The following is a 16,558-nucleotide window of genomic DNA, read 5'->3' on the forward strand; positions in this document are numbered from 1 at the left end:
TTCTTGACGACCATAGAGCATTGGAACCACCTGATCCCATCCCGAACTCAGAAGTGAAACGATGCATCGCCGATGGTAGTGTGGGGTTTCCCCATGTGAGAGTAGGTCATCGTCAAGATTAAATTCCAAAACCCCTATCTGCTGATGCAGGTAGGGGTTTTGTTTTGTCCGTCATAAAAGTCTGCGAACGCTCGTAATAAATTTGCACAGTTATTTTCGAGCTGGAGCACTAGAATAGCCCCACCTTAGCTGAGCCAGAGCTGTTTATGCCCGATCCGTCAGACACTGATAGGTTGCCAGATCTCCCCCTGGGCGATTTGGTTGCGTGTCATGAGTGCGACTTGTTGATGCGCAAGCCCCAACTGGCCCATGGCGAAAAAGCCGAGTGCCCCCGCTGCGGTTATGAGCTTTATGCTCACCGGCACAATGTAGTCGAACGCAGTCTTGCGTTGGTGATCGCCGCCCTGCTGTTATATGTGCCGGCCAACTTTTTACCCATCATGCAACTCAATCTGCTTGGGCAGTCCTCCCAGGACACCGTCTGGAGTGGAGTAGTGGGTCTGTTCGATACCGGCATGCAAGGCGTCTCGGTAGTCGTGTTCCTGTGCAGCATGGGCATTCCGTTACTCAAGTTGCTTTGTCAGTTGGCTGTGCTGCTGACCATTCGCCTGGACGTTGGCCGTAGCTACGGTTTGTTGCTGTACCGCATTTATCACCATCTACGGGACTGGGGAATGCTCGAGGTTTACCTCATGGGCGTGCTGGTGGCCATCGTCAAGTTGGCAGACATGGCAGCCATCACCGTAGGCCTTGGCTTGGTGTGTTTCATCAGTTTGTTGCTGGTCCAGGTCTGGCTGGAGGTGGTGATGTCACCGCATCAGATCTGGCAGGCGTTATCAGGAGAAGATGCCCATGCGGGCGATTGATGCCGGCATTCTGGTTTGTACGGAATGCCATGAATTGAATCGGCAGGACGCTGAGGCCGACAAACAAACCTGTACTCGCTGCGGCGCGCTGATCCATCCCCGGCGCCCGAACAGCTTGATGCGAACCTGGGCATTGTTGATCACGGCCGCGATTCTTTATATCCCGGCCAATATGCTGCCGATCATGACCATCAACTCACTGGGCCAGGGCGCCCCGAGCACCATCATGGCCGGCGTCATCGAGTTGGTTCACCACGGCATGATTCCTATCGCCTCCGTGGTGTTCATCGCCAGTATCCTTGTGCCGACCTTCAAGCTGGTGGGCATCGCTTTGTTATTGTTTTCCGTGCAGCGGCACCAGCCCATGTCGGCGCGGCAGCGCATTCTTATGTACCGTTTCATCGAGTTCATTGGTCGTTGGTCGATGCTGGATATTTTCGTGATCGCCATTCTGGTGGCGGTGGTGAATTTTGGGCGGCTCGCCAGTGTCGAAGCCGGTCTCGGCGCGATTGCTTTCGCCAGCGTAGTGATTTTGACAATGATTGCCGCAGTAACCTTTGATCCCCGACTGATTTGGGATAACACGGAGTCGGATAACGACCATGACTGATTTGCCTACCGCTAAAACCCGACCGGCCTCGAATTGGTCAGCCATCTGGGTCTTGCCGCTGATTGCATTGATCATCGGCGGCTGGCTCGGCTGGCGGGCTTATAACGAGACCGGAATCGAGATCACTGTGCGCTTTGAGAGTGGCGAAGGCATCCAGGTCAACAAAACCGAAGTCGTCTACAAAGGGATGACAGTCGGTAAGGTGACGGCGCTCACACTCGATGACGAAGGCAGTTCCAAGGGCGTGGTCGCGACGGTCGAGATGAACAAGGACGTCGATCAGTATCTCAAGACCGGCACACGTTTCTGGCTGGTCAAGCCGAGCGTGAGCCTGGCTGGGATCACCGGTTTGGAAACCCTGGTGTCGGGTAACTATGTGGCGATCAACCCGGGTGAGGGGGAGTCGACCCGTAAATTCAAGGCCCTGGCCGAAGAGCCGCCGCTGTCGGACGCCAAACCGGGTTTGCACCTGACCCTCAAGGCTGACCGGCTGGGTTCGCTGAACCGCGGCAGCCCGGTGTTCTACAAACAGATCCAGGTCGGCCAGGTGAAAAGTTACCTGCTGTCCGAGGATCAGAGCAAAGTCGAGGTCAAAGTCTTCATCGAGCCGACCTATGCCAGCCTGGTTCGTAAACACACGCGTTTCTGGAACGCCAGCGGCATCAGCATCGATGCCAACCTGTCGGGTGTGAAAGTGCGCAGCGAGTCCCTGGCCAGCATCGTGGCTGGCGGTATTGCATTCGCCACACCGGAAAGCCGCAAGGACAGTCCTCCAACGGATCCGAGCCTGCCGTTTCGTCTCTACGAAGACTTTGATGCGGCCGCTGCGGGAATCCGGGTGAAAGTCAAACTCAGCGACTTCGAGGGATTGCAGGCCGGGCGTACGCCGGTGATGTACAAAGGCATCCAGGTCGGCAGTCTGAAGAACCTCAAGGTCGATCCGGACCTGGCCAGCGCGACGGCTGAACTGACCCTGGACCCCTTGGCCGAAGATTACCTAGTCACCGGCACACAGTTCTGGGTCGTCAAGCCATCGATCTCCCTGGCAGGTATCACCGGCCTGGAAGCGCTGGTCAAGGGTAACTACATTGCCATACGTCCAGGCGATAAGGGCGGTGCGCCGCAACGGGAATTCGAAGCCAGGGCGAAGGCCCCGCCACTGGACTTGCGCTCGCCGGGGCTGCACCTGGTCTTGCTGACCGAAAACCTCGGATCGCTGGAGGTCGGCAGTCCGATTCTCTATAAGCAGGTCAAGGTCGGCTCGGTGCAGAGCTATCAGTTTTCCCGCAAGAAAAAGCAATTGATCATTGGTGTGCACATCGAGAAGGAATATGAAGGGCTGGTCAACGGTTCGACGCGATTCTGGAATGCCAGCGGCGTTACCCTCACGGGCGGCTTGACCGGCGGGATACAGGTCAAGAGCGAGTCCCTGCAAAGCCTGATGGCCGGCGGGATCGCCTTCGAAACGCCGGAACCGAACGTGCCGTTGAAAAGGCGCATCCCACGCTTTCGTTTGCATGCAGATCGCGAAGCCGCACAGCAGAGGGGCACGGTCGTGACGATCAAGGTCGACCGCGCCGATGGCTTGCGCAGCGGTACGCCGATCCGTTTCAAAGGGCTGGATGTGGGCAAGATCGAAGACGTCGATCTCAGCGCTGACATGCAATCAGTGCTGCTCACCGCGCGTATCACCGAAGTGCCGGAGCGTATCGCCCGGGTCGGGTCTCAGTTCTGGGTGGTCAAGCCTGAGTTGGGGTTGATGAAGACCTCCAACCTGGAGACGCTGGTCACAGGCCAATACATTGAAGTGCAGCCTTCGGCGAAAAACCTCGGGCCACAAAAAAGCTTCGTGGCCTTGGCCAACCCACCGGAAAGCGCTGTACCCGAAGCGGGTCTGAGCCTGGTGCTGAGTGCGGCCCGCCGTGGTTCGTTGAAGATCGGCGTGCCGGTCACCTATCGCGAGATCACGGTGGGCAAGGTCACCGGTTATGAACTGGGCCAGACGGCGGACCGGGTGTTGATCCATATCCTGATCGAGCCCAAGTATGCGCCACTGGTGCGCAGCGGCACGCGCTTCTGGAACAGCAGTGGCTTCGGTTTGGACTTCGGTCTGTTCAAGGGTGCGACGGTGCGAACCGAGTCGCTTGAAACGCTGATCCAGGGCGGTATTGCGTTCGCAACGCCGGACGGTGAACGAATGGGCAATCCGGCCCGAGCGGAGCAGACCTTCCCGTTGTTCGATAAGTTTGAAGACGAATGGCTGACCTGGGCGCCGAAGATCAGTCTTGGCAAGTAGTTGTGGCGCTATCGCGAGCAAGCTCGCTCCCACAGGAATGCAGGATCGTTCATCCAGAAGCAGTCCAATGTGGGAGCGAGCTTGCTCGCGATGAGGACAAACGTTGCACTGAAGACTCAAAACTGGCGCAATAAAAAAAGGCCGCGGTCCATTTGGACCGCGGCCTTTTTCATGCCCGGCTATTCACTTCACACCGGATCCAGCTCCGGCTCATCGGCCTGCACATTCACCGTGGCCTTCACCGCATCGTGACGACGGATGTATTTCCAGTCCGCTTCGTCGATGTAGATGCCGTTCGGGCCGCTGCCGCCTTCCAGGTCGATGGCGACACTGGCGCAGACTTGCGGTTTCACACTGGCGAGGATCGGCACGAAGCCCAGTTGCAGGCTGGTTTCCAGCAATGCCGCCTGGTTTTTCTCGTCGATGTCCGCCGCTTCGTCCAGGTAGTAAGGCAGGCGCACGCGACCGGCCTGTTCGCGGTCCATCAGGTGCAGCAACAAGTACATGTTGGTCAGCGCCTTGATGGTCATGGTGGTGCCGTTGGACGCCGCGCCGTCGATGTCGGTGTGGATCACGGGTTGACCGTTGACCTTGGTGATCTCGAACGCCAGTTCGAACAGGTCCTTGAGGCCGAGCTGGTTGTGATTCGCCGCCACCAGCCGCGCCAGGTACTCCTTGGCTTCTTCGTTCTTGTTGTCCTGCTCGGCGCTCTGGCTGAGGTCGAACACCGACAGCGTCTCGCCTTCCTCGTACTGGCCAGCGCTGTGGATGATCTGGTCGATGTGCTTGAGCGCTTCCTTGTTCGGCGCCAGGACGATGCGGAAGCTCTGCAGGTTGGACACCTGGCGCTTGTTGATCTCGCGGTTGAACAGCGCCAGTTGATGCTCGAGGCTGTCGTAGTCGCTGCGGATGTTGCGCAGGGTCCGGGCGATGTCGGTCACGGCTGCACGGCGCGCCTTGCCCAGGGTCAAGGCCTCGTCGGTGCGGTGGGCATAGGCGTTGATCAGCAGTTGCAGGCGCCGCTCCATGTCATCTTCGCTGTCGAACTTGGCTACGCCCTTGAGGCGCACCTGGGCATACAACGCTTCGATCTGGCCATCGACGCGCAGCAGCCCTTGCCAGCTGTCCTGGTAGTCGTTGAGCAGCGGCAGCAGGTTGTCCATGGAGTCGTCGACCGGGTCCATGAACGGCGTGCCGAATGGCAGGTCCGCCGGGAGCAATTGACGACGGCGCAGGGCGTCGTCGAGGGTGCGTTGCTTGGCTTCCATGTCGGCGATCTGTCGGCCCACCAGCTGCAACTTGGCGGACAATTGCTGGACGCGTTCGGTGAAGGCATCGCTGGAGCGCTTGAGTTCGTCCTGGGCGGCTTCCATCTGCGCCAGTTGCTCGAGCTTCTCGCCTTCCTCGGCGCTCAGGGTCTGGCTGCGACGGAAGTCTTCCAAGGCTTTTTGCGCATCCAGTACCTGCTGGTACAGCGCCTCGGTCTGGGTCTTGCTCGCGGCACGGTCGGCGGCCACGGCTTGCTGGGTCTTGAGCTGCTTGAGTTCTTTTTCCAGACGCTCTTTCTGGTCCCGCAGCGCGGCACGGTCGGCCAGGGCTTGCAGGGCGGGTGGCTCGATGTGGGACAGGTCGATGGACAGCCCCGGCACTTCGAAACGCTCACCCTTGAAGCCGTCGAGGATCAGCTCCATGGATTTGACCCACTCACCGTTCTCGTCCAGCGCGATGCCGTGTTCGCCCAGGGGCAGGCTGAACAGGGCGCTGTTGAACAAACGCATCAGGCGTTCGACATCTTGCTGCGAGAACTCCTCTCGCAGGCGGGCGTAGCTGTTGTTGTCGGCGTGATCGAGTTGCTGCTTGACCGACTTCAGGCGTTTTTCCAGGTCCCGCAGGCGCTCTTCCAGGTCTTCGGCGCTGAATTGCCGGGACTGGGCCAGGGCACCGGCCAGTTCGTCGTGGGCGTCCTTGGCGGCGAGCAGTTGCTGTTCCAGGACCTTGACGTCATCCACCAGGGCAAAATGATGCTTGAGCACCGACAGCTCGCCGAGCCAGCGCTGGATGCCGCTGATTTCCCGTTCCAGGCGCATCAGCTCCTGGGTGCCACCGCGCTGGTCGTTCTGCAGTGAGTCCTGCTCGTTGCGGTAGTGTTCGGCCTGGATGGTCAGCTCTTCCTTGCGCGCACTGGCGTAGTCCGACCAGGTGCCGAGCAACGAATCGAGCAATGGCGAGAGGCGATGCAATCTGCCGCGCAGGACATCGCGCTGCTTCACGCCATTGGCCAGGGCTTCCACCAGCGGGCCGGCGGCCACGAGGGAGTTGTAGTCCTGTTCCATGCGGCGTACGTCACGGAAGGCTTCTTCGCACGCGGCGATGTAGTCCACGCTGCCGGAACGCAGGCTGTGCTCGAACGCATCGAGGAACAATTGCTTGAGCTTGGCCGCGGTGATTTCACGCATGTGCAGCAGGTTGATGAACAGTGCACGGAAGGTCTTGAGGCTTTGTTCGCTGGTGGAACGCAGCGGGATCAGCGTCAGGTCCAGCGGGATCGAGGTGTGACCACCCACCAGCAGGCGTCGCAGTTCATCTGGCTTGAGTTCGTAGGCTTTCAGGCCTTCGCGCTCCAGGTTGGTGAACAGCTCTTTCTGCCGCAGGCAGGTGTCATTTTTCTGATAGTGGGCCAGGTCCAGTTTACCGGCATAGGCAAAGAACTGGTGCCCGAAACCGCCGCCGGGACCGCGACCGACCACGCCAATGACGTGCGGGCCGTGGGGCAGGGCGACTTCCACCAGGATGTAGCTGGTGTCCGAGGCGAAGTAGAAACGCCGGGACTGCTCCAGGCTGTACTTGCCGAAGCTCATGTCCGACATGCGTGCCAGGATCGGGAACTGCAAGGCGTTGATCGAGGCGGATTTACCCAGGTTGTTCGCGCCGTACACCGACAGCGGTTCTTCCAGCGGGAACAAGCCAAGGCTGTAGCCGGCGGTGTTCAAAAGGGCAAAGCGGCGGATGCCGTAGCGTTCCTTGCTCATGCGTCGGTCTCCTGTTCTTCGGCAATGGCGCGGGCCAGGGCGTCTTCTTCGCTTTCACCTTCGAATTCGCTGAGGTCCAGCGGATCATCGGTCTGCAGCAGTTTTTCGTCGCTGTCTTCGTCGATCAATACCGGTACCGGCAACGGCAGCACGCTGTGCAGGCTGGCGGCCAGGTCGCGGTCCTGCTGGACCGACAGGCAGACGTCGAGGAAGCGGTGCATCGGCGGCAGGAAGCGGTACACGCCGTTTTCTTCGCTGGCAAAACCCAACTGGGTCATGCGGCGCATGATTTTTTCTTCCAGCTCTTCCTGGGTCTGTACTTCGGCCTGGATGAACAGGTCGCGGTATTTTTCCAGCAGCGAAGGCAGCTCATCGCGGCCCAGGCTGCCGCCGTCGAGCACGGCAATCGGGTCGCGGCCCTGGTCGGCCAGGTGCTCGACCAGGATGAAGGTGAACAGGGCCAGGCGCTGGGCGGTCTTGTTCACCGCCGCGGCGGCCAGGTCTGGCACGAAGTAGTAGAAGCCACGGGTGTCGCACACCAGCTCGAAGCCCAGGGCCTTGAACAGCGTGCGGTACTGGTCCTGGAAGTTCGACAGTTGGGCGTACAGCTCCGGGTCGCGGCGGCTGACGTGGTAACCCTTGAACAGCTCGCGGAAGATCGGCGCCAGCTGGGACAGTTCGGATAGATCAAGATGCATGGGGGATGCTCGCAGAATCCTCGGCGGCGGTGTCGCCGGCCGAGAGCAGGGCGAAGGAGCGCAGGCTGACCTGATGCTCGTGAGTGTGGTAGTCGCGGCGCTCCAGGCGCTCGCGCTTGAAGCGTTTTTCCCGCGACAGGCGCGAGAACCAGTACAGCAATTCGTCGGTGGCGCCGTCCGGTTCCTGTTCCAGCAGCCAGGTCATCAGGTCCGGCATCGGCAGGGCGTCTTCGCAACGCTCGACCATCTCGCGCACGGTGCGTGGCGCGCGCGGTGCCTCGCCACCCTTGTGGGTCTTGTGAGACTTGGGGAAGCGCGCCGGTTTCGGTTCGAAGCGGGCCAGGGCATAGACGTAGGCTTCAACTTGGCTGGCACTGCCCAGAAAGGTGCTTTGCGGCCGGGTGAACAGCGGCATGGCGGCTTGCGGCACGGCATCGATGCCTTTGCGGCGAATGGCGGCCAGGGCCAGCGCGGCGCCACGGGTCACGGCGTTGTGGCGGCGGGCTTCTTCGCGCAGCGGCAGGAGTAATTCACGGGCATGGCGCAAGGTCAGCTGGGCGCTGGTCTGCATCTCGAGGATGCGCGCGTGGGTGCGCAGCAGCATGTCGTCGTCCACCAGGTGCCCGAGGCGCTGCTGTTCGGTGAGCATGCGCAACAGCACGTTCTCGACCTTGCGTACGCCTTGCTCGAAGGCGCCGTCGGCGTTCACCAATTGGATCATCGGCTCGACGTATTCGTCCCAGGTCGCCAACACTTCGGCGTAGCGTTGACGCAGGGGGATCTGTCGGTCGCTGGTCTTGGCCCGTTCGGCCACGGCCACCAGGGCCTGTTCGTCGTTGGCGAGTTTCTTGAGGACGTCGCGCACGCGCATGTCCAGCAGGCGCAACTGGCGGGCCAGGTCGTTGCCGTCGCGAATGTCGAAGGCGTCCTGGATGTAACCGGCCAGGCGTTCGAGGTGACGCAGGTAGGCTTCGATCTCCAGGCACAGGCCCAGGCGGTGTTCGCGGCGCAGGTAGGCGAGGAAGTCGTGGATCTGGGCGTTGAGCTCGAAGCGGTTCGGGCTTTTCGCCACCGGTACGAGGATGTCCAGGCGGATCCACACGTCCAGCAGGTTGGTGATGTCCTGGGGCGTGCTGTCCAGTTGTTGGGCGGCCAGCTGTGAACGCAATTCGTTGAGGCTCAGGGTGCCCTGGTCGAAGTGCTCGCACAAAGGTTCCAGCAATGCCCAGTGTTCAGCGAGGGCGCGCAAGACGCGCTTGGGTTCGATCATCGCAATGGCCGTCGGGTTGGCAATTAAAAGCGGCGATTGTACTGCATCGAGCCGGTTGCGATTCACCCCTTGGACGGACTGTCGTTCTCGATCGATCAACAATTGCTCCAACAGGGAAGCGATCCGCGCCGAAGGGCGGTAGAATCGCTTCCACTTTCAGTTATCCACAAGTGGCCGACCCTTGCTTATCGAGTCCCGTCGCCGCGCCTATCTGACCGCCATGCAGGTGGTCAACTGGCTGCCGCGTACCGAATTGCCGTTCGCCGCCCCGTCGCGGCCCGAGCTGTTGGAAGCGCCCGAGCCCGAGTACATCGCGCCGGCCGTGACGGCGCCTGTGGCCAAGACAGTCGCCGAGCCGCCAGCGCCAGCCCCCGAGCGACCAAAGATCGAAGTGCCGCGCCCGAGCCTGGCCTCGACCCGCACCAATGCCAAGCCGGTGGAAGAGGTGGTCGAAGCGCCGCCCAAGGCTCCCTACGTCGCCCCGCCGCGTTTCGCCCTGCAACTGCTGCGGGCCGGGCGTTGCCTGCTGTTGGTGGAGTTGCCCACGGGCGAGCCGTTCCAAAGCCGCGATCCGGCCTACTTGTTGCTCAAGGACATGCTGCGCGCCGCCGGTCTGCCGGACAGCCCGCAAATCATCGGCGAGCCGGTGCGTTGGCCGTTGTTGTCACGCGGCACTATGGACCAGGGGCCGGAAGCGGCGCGGGATTTTGTCCAGGGCTTCGTTTCGGCGCGGCTCGAAGACGAGCCCTGCGTGTGCCTGTGGCTGATCGGCCTGCCGGCGGTGAAGTTTGCCGGCGAAGCGGATGCCGAAGCGTTCAATCGCGAACTGCAGGTCGAAGGCCTGGGCTCGGCCTGGGCATTGCCCGGGTTGGAACTGTTAATGGAAACGCCACAGCGCAAGGCTGATGTCTGGCAAGCCATGCGCCGGCTGATGGCGCGCTGGAAAGAATCGAATGAGTGACGCTGTATCGTTCCGCCCGATGACCGAGGCGGACCTCGACGCTGTACTGAAAATCGAATACGCGGCCTACAGCCACCCCTGGACCCGCGGGATATTTCTCGACGGGCTGGGCAAATACCAGATCTGGCTGATGTTCGAAGGCCAGCAGCAAGTGGGCCATGGCGTGGTGCAGATCATCCTGGATGAGGCGCACCTGCTCAACATTACCGTCAAACCGGAAAACCAGGGCCGTGGCCTGGGGTTGCGCCTGTTGGAACACCTCATGTCCATCGCCTACAAGGCCGAGGCCCGGGAATGTTTCCTGGAGGTGCGCGACAGCAACCGCACGGCGTTCCGCTTGTATGAGCGCTATGGCTTCAACGAAGTGGGTCGGCGCCGGGATTACTACCCGGCGGTGGGGGGCCGTGAGGATGCGGTGGTCATGGCTTGCACCTTGGTGGACTGACGCGCCGTGACCCCATGTGGGAGTGAGCTTGCTCGCGAAGACGGCGGTATATTCGACATCGATGCAAACTGATCCACCGCTATCGCGAGCGAGCTCGCTCCCACAGGGGCTTGGCGGTGTGCATCAAGTTTGTGATCAACACAAAACCATGTGGGAGCGAGCTTGCTCGCGATGGCGATTGCCGGGTCAACGCTTGCCATCCAACGGGTCGATATCGGCCATCTCCGCTTCGTCCAGCCCGTCGCCTCCACCGATGTCATTTTCGTGCACGATGCTCAGGTCCCAGTCAGCCCGTTCGTCGTCGCCGGCCTCAAAGGCATCCCGGGCGCCGTCTTCGTGGATGAGGGTTTCCGGGCTCATGTCGTCGTCGGTCGGTTCGTGATCATCCGTCGAGGCGCCTGTCATGCCCGCTTCACGCACGCGTTCACGAGGCATCAACTGCTCGCGTTCGTCTTGCGGCAATTCGTCGCCGATTTTCGCGCTGGGCTGCTCGTCGTCGAACTCCAACTCATGCATCGAGCCCATGCGATCTTCATTGTCGTCGATGGGTTCCGGTTGCGTCGCATCGAAAGGGCGTCGTGAATCATTCATGGCAATTCCTCATACTGTGGGCCTTACTGGTGTCGACCGACAGCGCAGCCAGGAATTCCAATGCATCGCCGACGTGACCTCGACCGGCGCTCGTCTGTCACAGTTGCGCACTCTCTATCGAGGCTAGACAGCATGAACGAATTACAAGATCTGATTGATAACAACGCGCGCTGGGCCGATGCGATCAAGCAGGAGGATCCTGACTTTTTCGCCAAGCTGGCTCGTCAGCAAACCCCGGAGTATCTGTGGATCGGCTGTTCCGATGCGCGGGTGCCGGCCAACGAGATCGTCGGCATGCTGCCGGGCGATCTGTTCGTGCACCGCAACGTGGCCAACGTGGTGCTGCACACCGACCTCAACTGCCTGTCGGTGATCCAGTACGCAGTGGACGTGCTCAAGGTCAAACACATCCTGGTCACCGGCCATTACGGCTGTGGCGGTGTGCGTGCCTCGATGCAGGACCGCCAACTGGGCCTGATCGACGGCTGGCTGCGCTCGATTCGCGACCTGTACTACGAGCATCGCGAGGCGTTGGGCCAGTTGCCGACCGAAGAAGAGCGGGTCGACCGCCTGTGCGAACTCAACGTGATCCAGCAGGTGGCCAACGTCGGCCATACCAGCATCGTGCAGAACGCCTGGCACCGTGGGCAGAAACTGTCGATTCATGGCTGCATCTACGGCATCAAGGACGGACGCTGGAAGAGCCTGGACACCACGATCAGCGGGTTCGAGCAATTGCCGCCGCAGTATCGGCTGCGTCCGGTCGGCGCGCCCTGACGCCGGCTCGTCAGTCGCGGTGACACTGACGACGCCAGTGCCGTAGAAATGTCATTCCCTGCTCATTGGGCGGTTCGTCATAGCCGGTAATCCAGCCATGACAATTGTACGAACCGCACCGGCAGGCGAACTGGCGGTACAGTTTCTGTTCGGTACTGGCGTAGTCCATCGTCAGGCAATCGCCTTCATCGATACGGGCCAGTGACCACAGCCACAGTTCGCTCATGTCGAGAAACACATTCGGGTTGCAGGAGTGCAGCAGCAATCCGGCGAAGCGTGGGTCATACATGTGCACGTCCGGCAGGATCTGCAACGTGTGCAGGCGCCGTCGGCTCACCAGCAACCCCGACACCCTGCACATCCTCGTCATGGGCGCGAAGGACTTGCGGGCGATGATGCCGTGGCCGCGCCCGTCGGTCGTCTGGTGCACTTCAAAATCGTGCACAGAGGGGTAGCCCAGGCGGGTGCTGAGTTGTTTCTCCGGATAGATGCAGTCCCGGCGTTGGGAACAGGTGTCATCGCGGATGAACAGGCTCATGACAGTCCTTGTCGGTGATAGACACTCGACTTGCTGGCGCCGGCGATCCTGCCGGCGGTCGTTGAAAAAGCTTTTGATAGCTTCGCCCAAGTCGAGGGCCGTATCTACTGTCGAGTCTGACAGGAGCCAAAAGCGCTTTCCCGTGTCAGCGCAAGCTTACGCGGGAAGGCGCCTCAAGGTTTACACCGCCTCGGCAGGCAGCGGCATGGGCACTTTCAGTTGCGGAAGTTGCGACTTGATCGCTGGCGTTTCGCATTTTTTCGCTGCATCTGCTTCGCTCAGCTTGCGCACCGAGGTGTAGAACAACTCGCAGGTCTTTTCCTTTTGCGTGACCTGCCAGGTCTGCGTGCACTGGTTCAGCAGGGTGCTCGGGTCGGTGCCCGGCTTGCTGCCCATGCCGGCTTGCCAGCAGGCGGCGCTCAGGTCCTGGCCCATGACTTTCAAGCCGGCGGCATCGGCCTTGGCTTCGTCACCGTCGTAGTTTTCCTTGTCAGCGGCATACCAGATATAGCTCGGGTGGTTGGAGCCCAGGACCGGGACCTTGACCCCCGCGGTCGGCGTGATGGTCGCCAGGCCGAGCACGCCAACGGTCTGGCCGTACTGGGTCTTGATCCAGTTCCGAACGGGCGCTCCGAAGGCCACCATCGGCAATGCGGCGCCGCTGGCGGTTTGGGTGACCTGTGTGACCATGGTGGTCTGGTAATCGTTGAAGTAGCTGTAGAGCCCCTCCAATGTGCTGCCAGCATTGGACGGCGCTGCGATGGGCGCGATGTCGATGATGGTCTGGTAGGCCGGCGTCTGTTCAACGGCAATGCCGTTGACGGTCAGCAGCGTGGCCCAGCGATCAGTGGTCGCCGACTCCAGGTAATCCTGGGCCTGGGTCAGGGAGTAATCCGGTGGGAAGTGCAGCAACTCGACACTCTTGCGGTTTTCCAGGGCCATGCCCAGCGGCAGGAACAGGTACCAGTTGTAGGACCATTTCTTGTCGCTGTTGAGTTTCGAGGCACCGTTGTATGCCAGGTCTCCGGCGTCGAGCAGTGCCCTCAGCGGTTGGCCGTAGTTCTTGGGCACGCCGTCGATGCTGGCATAGACCTTATCGTTGTCAATGTTGACCTGGACCTTGGCGTTTTCGTAGCCGTCGCGCTGCACACTTTGGGTCAGGTAATGCTGGACGGTCTGCTCCAGGGTCCAGTCGCGAAAACAAATGACGTTGCAGTTGTTGGGGTAGGCGAAGAGGCGGGTGACGCGTTCGGTGCTGCCCAGCTGTACGTCGATCTTGGTAACGTCGGCGGCGTGGACGGTGGCGCTCAGGGTAAGGGCGGCAAGAGGAAGCACTGCGAGTTTGAACATGCTCAGATCCTTTTCAGCGTGAGGGACCCTCAAAAGCAGGGCGTATCCATACTGAAACAGACCGAGCCGAAGAAGAAGTGGGCCGATGGAAATATCGGCCCTTTTTTATGGCTTTATGGCATCACTGGCGGCAAATAACTCAAGGTCGTCCCCAGCGCCCACAGCAGCGCCAGCACCAGTGGTGTATGCACCAGCAACTGTACGAAGGAAAAACCGATCAAGTCCCTCGCCTTCAGCCCCAACACCCCCAACAACGGCAGCATGTAGAACGGGTTGATGAGGTTGGGCAGCGCTTCGGCGGCGTTGTAGATCTGCACGGCCCAGCCCAGGTGATAGTTCAGGTCGTTGGCCACCTGCATGACGTAGGGCGCTTCGATGATCCACTTGCCGCCGCCGGAAGGAATGAAAAAACCCAGCACCGCCGAATAGACGCCCATCAGCAAGGCGTAGGTGTCATGGGAGGCGATCTGGACGAAAAAGGTCGAGATATGGTGGGCCAGGGTCTGGGTATCGCTGCCCTTGACCGTGGTCAGCAGCGCGGCGATCGAGCCGTACAACGGGAACTGGATCAACACGCCCGTGGTGGTCGGCACCGCGCGGGCCACGGCGTCGAGGAAGCTGCGCGGCCGCCAGTGCAGCAAGGCGCCCAGCATGATGAACAGGAAGTTATAGGTGTTGAGCCCGGAAATGGCACTGATCGCAGGCTTGGTCGAAAACTCGTGGAACAGCCAGCCGGCGGCCAGCAGTACCAGGGCGATGGTCAGCAGCGGACTGTGTTCCAGCCATTCTCCCGGCCGTGTGCGGGGCTGCAACGCGGGCATGCTGAAACTCGGGTCGATCCCGCAGGCGGCGGCGTCACGGGCACTGTTGGGGCCGGGAGCGGTGGCGTAGGCGACAATCAACGAGATCACGATCAGCGCCAGCAGCATCACGCCCGACTGCCAGAGGAAAATCGTCTGGGTGAACGGAATGACGCCGGTAATCGACAGGATCGAAGGCGGCAGGCTGGCCGGGTTGGCTTGCAGTTGCGCCGCCGACGAAGACAACCCCAGCGCCCACACCGCGCCCAGGCCCAGGTAGGCGGCGGCACCGGCGGCGCGGTAATCCATCTTCAGGTCGGTGCGGCGGGCGAGGGCGCGCACCAGCAAACCGCCAAACACTAACGACAGGCCCCAGTTGAGCAACGACGCGACCATGGAAATCAGTGCCACCCACGCCACCGCGGAGCGACCGTTGGTCGGAATACGCGCCAGGCGATCGATCAACTTGACGGCGGGCGGCGAGCTGGCAACCACGTAACCGCCAATCACCACGAAGGCCATTTGCATGGTGAACGGGATCAGGCTCCAGAAGCCGTCGCCGAACGCCATGGCCGCTGCCGTGGGCGTGGCGCCGATGAATTGCGTCGCCACGGCGACCACCAGCACCGCCAGTGCGGCGAAGACCCAGGAGTCGGGGAACCAGCGCTCGGCGAAACTGGAGCAGCGCAAGGCGAAGCGGGCGGAACGGCTGTCTTCGATGTCAGTGGTCACGGCAATTACCTCGTTTTTATGGTTATGGGGTATTGATGGCGGCAAGGCTCAAAGGTCAGGGCAACAGTAGAACAATCGAGTGACCGTGGGAGGTTTATCGGGTTCGAGGTCACCGGGAATATTTTCAATGGGCTCGCGGCGCTCTTTAGAAAAAAAATGCCGGGCCGATGGCAAGGGAACAGCCTATTAATTCTTCTGCTGTTCCTGGAGCTGCCCATGTTCAACAACCGCCTGAAGCAGGAGCTACTGGCTCTTCGCCAAGAACTGTCCAGCCTTGTGCAAGTCAAGGAAAGCCTGGACCGTGAAATGCTTGGTCTCACCCTGGATGCCGATGGACGGATTCAATCGGTCAATCAGAATTTTCTCGACGAGATGCGCTACAAGAGCCAGGACCTGATCGGCCGGCCTGTGGATGAGTTGGTTCCCGCGTATTTGAAATCCAATGAATTCCAGGTTCGCTTCAAGTCGGCGCTGACCCGTGGCGAGCACTTCTCCGGTGCCGTGCGCCTGCTGCGGGGCAATGGCCAGGAGGCCTGGCTGCGTTCGATCCTTCAGCCGGTACGAAGTGCTGATGGGCGGATCCGCTATTTTTCGATGTATGCCAATGACCTGACCCGCACCATCGAGGCTTCCCGCGAACATGAAAACCTCATCGGTGCGTTGGTGCGTTCAACGGCGGTGATCGAGTTCGATCTGGGCGGTCACGTACTGACGGCCAACGATCGCTTCCTCAATGCCATGGGCTATAACCTCGCGCAGATCAAGGGCAAGCATCACCGCATGTTTTGTGAGCCCGAGGAGTACAACAGCGCGGAATACCAACAATTCTGGAAGCGCCTGAACAGTGGCGAGTTCGTGGCCGGGCGCTTCAAGCGCATCGACAGCAACGGCCGCGAGGTCTGGCTGGAAGCCTCCTACAACCCGGTGCTCGATGCCAACGAGCGACTGTACAAAGTGGTCAAGTTCGCCACCAACATCACGGACCAGGTCAACCAGGAAAAAGCCGTCGCCGAAGCGGCCAACATTGCCTACAGCACCTCGTTGCAGACCGACAACAGCGCCCAGCGCGGCACGACTGTGGTGACCCAGGCCGTGGACGTGATGCGCGACCTGGCCCGGCACATGCAAACCGCTGGCGAAGGCATCGAGGCGTTGAACGAGCAATCCCAGGTGATCGGTACCATCGTCAAGACCATCAGCGGCATCGCCGAACAGACCAACCTGCTGGCGCTCAACGCCGCCATCGAAGCGGCCCGGGCCGGCGAGCAAGGACGGGGCTTTGCGGTGGTGGCCGATGAGGTGCGCCAACTGGCATCGCGTACCAGCCAGGCGACCGAGGAAATCGTCGGCGTGGTCCGCCAGAACCAGGACATGGCCCGTAACGCCGTGGCGCTGATGACCGACGGCCAGCACCAGGCCGAACATGGCCTGGCCCTGGCCGCCGAGGCGGGGACGGTGATCGTCGAGATCCAGGACGGGGCGAAGAAGGTGGTCGATGCCGTGAGCCAGTTTGCCAATCAGCTATCGACTTGAAA

The 16,558-nt window shown here is 61.0% G+C and carries 13 protein-coding genes, 1 rRNA gene and 2 pseudogenes; 9 read left to right on the forward strand and 7 right to left on the reverse strand.

Going from position 1 to position 16,558, the window contains the following annotated elements:
• The first annotated feature begins 2 nt into the window (after positions 1-2).
• The 4 genes from rrf to IB266_RS29955 all read left to right on the forward strand — a co-directional run bounded on the left by rrf (position 3) and on the right by IB266_RS29955 (position 3,832).
• Positions 3-118, forward strand: a 5S ribosomal RNA gene (gene rrf, locus IB266_RS29940).
• Between the two features lie 148 nt (positions 119-266).
• The gene (locus IB266_RS29945) at positions 267-926 is read left to right on the forward strand and encodes a paraquat-inducible protein A (protein WP_072412160.1); all 660 of its coding nucleotides are present in this window, start codon (positions 267-269) and stop codon (positions 924-926) included.
• Positions 913-1,536: a paraquat-inducible protein A gene (locus tag IB266_RS29950; protein WP_060740610.1), complete on the forward strand. Its 624-nt coding sequence runs from the start codon at positions 913-915 to the stop codon at positions 1,534-1,536. The genes IB266_RS29945 and IB266_RS29950 overlap by 14 nt, the downstream gene beginning before the upstream one ends.
• Positions 1,529-3,832, forward strand: coding sequence for a PqiB family protein (locus tag IB266_RS29955; protein WP_192264309.1), 2,304 nt, complete (start codon positions 1,529-1,531; stop codon positions 3,830-3,832). Before IB266_RS29950 ends, IB266_RS29955 begins: the two co-directional genes overlap by 8 nt.
• Positions 3,833-4,020: 188 nt before the next feature.
• On the opposite strand, the gene mksF is transcribed toward IB266_RS29955, so the two are convergent.
• From mksF to mksB, 3 genes are read right to left on the reverse strand one after another with little or no spacing between them, the layout of a single operon-like run.
• Entirely contained in the window at positions 4,021-6,861 is a 2,841-nt protein-coding gene (gene mksF, locus IB266_RS29960) for an Mks condensin complex protein MksF (RefSeq protein ID WP_192264313.1), read from the reverse strand.
• Positions 6,858-7,559, reverse strand: coding sequence for an Mks condensin complex protein MksE (gene mksE, locus IB266_RS29965; protein WP_003205590.1), 702 nt, complete (start codon positions 7,557-7,559; stop codon positions 6,858-6,860). The genes mksF and mksE overlap by 4 nt, the downstream gene beginning before the upstream one ends.
• The gene (mksB, locus tag IB266_RS29970) at positions 7,549-8,829 is read right to left on the reverse strand and encodes an Mks condensin complex protein MksB (RefSeq protein WP_060743131.1); all 1,281 of its coding nucleotides are present in this window, start codon (positions 8,827-8,829) and stop codon (positions 7,549-7,551) included. The genes mksE and mksB overlap by 11 nt, the downstream gene beginning before the upstream one ends.
• 181 nt (positions 8,830-9,010) lie before the next feature.
• Between mksB and IB266_RS29975 the strand changes: the two genes are divergently transcribed.
• Complete coding sequence (locus IB266_RS29975; RefSeq protein WP_192264316.1) at positions 9,011-9,790, forward strand: energy transducer TonB; 780 nt, start codon at positions 9,011-9,013, stop codon at positions 9,788-9,790.
• Positions 9,783-10,235: a ribosomal protein S18-alanine N-acetyltransferase gene (gene rimI / locus IB266_RS29980; RefSeq protein WP_047229376.1), complete on the forward strand. Its 453-nt coding sequence runs from the start codon at positions 9,783-9,785 to the stop codon at positions 10,233-10,235. The genes IB266_RS29975 and rimI overlap by 8 nt, the downstream gene beginning before the upstream one ends.
• Before the next feature lie 186 nt (positions 10,236-10,421).
• Here rimI and IB266_RS29985 read toward each other — a convergent pair whose 3' ends face one another.
• Positions 10,422-10,826 carry a serine kinase/phosphatase gene (locus IB266_RS29985; protein ID WP_192264320.1) on the reverse strand — a complete coding sequence of 135 codons (405 nt, stop codon included), beginning with the start codon at positions 10,824-10,826 and terminating at the stop codon, positions 10,422-10,424.
• Between the two features lie 132 nt (positions 10,827-10,958).
• On the opposite strand from IB266_RS29985, the gene can reads away from it, so the two are divergent.
• The gene (can, locus tag IB266_RS29990) at positions 10,959-11,603 is read left to right on the forward strand and encodes a carbonate dehydratase (RefSeq protein WP_003185433.1); all 645 of its coding nucleotides are present in this window, start codon (positions 10,959-10,961) and stop codon (positions 11,601-11,603) included.
• Positions 11,604-11,613: 10 nt separating this feature from the next.
• Here can and IB266_RS29995 read toward each other — a convergent pair whose 3' ends face one another.
• From IB266_RS29995 to IB266_RS30005, 3 genes are all read right to left on the reverse strand, one after another.
• A complete protein-coding gene (locus tag IB266_RS29995) occupies positions 11,614-12,141 on the reverse strand; it encodes a lysine methyltransferase (protein WP_192264323.1) in 528 nt (175 codons plus the stop codon).
• Positions 12,142-12,321: 180 nt separating this feature from the next.
• On the reverse strand, positions 12,322-13,491 hold the full coding sequence (locus IB266_RS30000; protein WP_192264326.1) for a hypothetical protein: 1,170 nt from the start codon (positions 13,489-13,491) through the stop codon (positions 12,322-12,324).
• Positions 13,492-13,604: 113 nt separating this feature from the next.
• Complete coding sequence (locus tag IB266_RS30005; protein WP_192264329.1) at positions 13,605-15,023, reverse strand: short-chain fatty acid transporter; 1,419 nt, start codon at positions 15,021-15,023, stop codon at positions 13,605-13,607.
• 306 nt (positions 15,024-15,329) lie between these two features.
• On the opposite strand from IB266_RS30005, the pseudogene IB266_RS31325 reads away from it, so the two are divergent.
• Positions 15,330-16,016: pseudogene (locus tag IB266_RS31325) on the forward strand (PAS domain-containing protein); the annotation flags it as partial.
• 108 nt (positions 16,017-16,124) lie between these two features.
• A pseudogene (locus tag IB266_RS31330) lies at positions 16,125-16,556 on the forward strand (methyl-accepting chemotaxis protein); the annotation flags it as partial.
• Between the last annotated feature and the right edge of the window lie 2 nt (positions 16,557-16,558).

It is taken from the genome of Pseudomonas sp. Pdm06, from assembly GCF_014851795.1.
Lineage (GTDB): Bacteria > Pseudomonadota > Gammaproteobacteria > Pseudomonadales > Pseudomonadaceae > Aquipseudomonas > Aquipseudomonas fluorescens_AA.

Excerpts from the sequence above, each read along its gene's own strand:
- mksB (WP_060743131.1), bottom strand. The coding sequence starts at position 8,829 with ATGATCGAACCCAAGCGCGTCTTGCGCGCCCTCGCTGAACACTGGGCA.
- rimI (WP_047229376.1), top strand. The coding sequence starts at position 9,783 with ATGAGTGACGCTGTATCGTTCCGCCCGATGACCGAGGCGGACCTCGAC.
- mksE (WP_003205590.1), bottom strand. The coding sequence starts at position 7,559 with ATGCATCTTGATCTATCCGAACTGTCCCAGCTGGCGCCGATCTTCCGC.
- IB266_RS29955 (WP_192264309.1), top strand. The coding sequence starts at position 1,529 with ATGACTGATTTGCCTACCGCTAAAACCCGACCGGCCTCGAATTGGTCA.
- IB266_RS29995 (WP_192264323.1), bottom strand. The coding sequence starts at position 12,141 with ATGAGCCTGTTCATCCGCGATGACACCTGTTCCCAACGCCGGGACTGC.
- can (WP_003185433.1), top strand. The coding sequence starts at position 10,959 with ATGAACGAATTACAAGATCTGATTGATAACAACGCGCGCTGGGCCGAT.
- mksF (WP_192264313.1), bottom strand. The coding sequence starts at position 6,861 with ATGAGCAAGGAACGCTACGGCATCCGCCGCTTTGCCCTTTTGAACACC.
- IB266_RS30000 (WP_192264326.1), bottom strand. The coding sequence starts at position 13,491 with ATGTTCAAACTCGCAGTGCTTCCTCTTGCCGCCCTTACCCTGAGCGCC.
- IB266_RS29985 (WP_192264320.1), bottom strand. The coding sequence starts at position 10,826 with ATGAATGATTCACGACGCCCTTTCGATGCGACGCAACCGGAACCCATC.
- IB266_RS29945 (WP_072412160.1), top strand. The coding sequence starts at position 267 with ATGCCCGATCCGTCAGACACTGATAGGTTGCCAGATCTCCCCCTGGGC.
- IB266_RS29950 (WP_060740610.1), top strand. The coding sequence starts at position 913 with ATGCGGGCGATTGATGCCGGCATTCTGGTTTGTACGGAATGCCATGAA.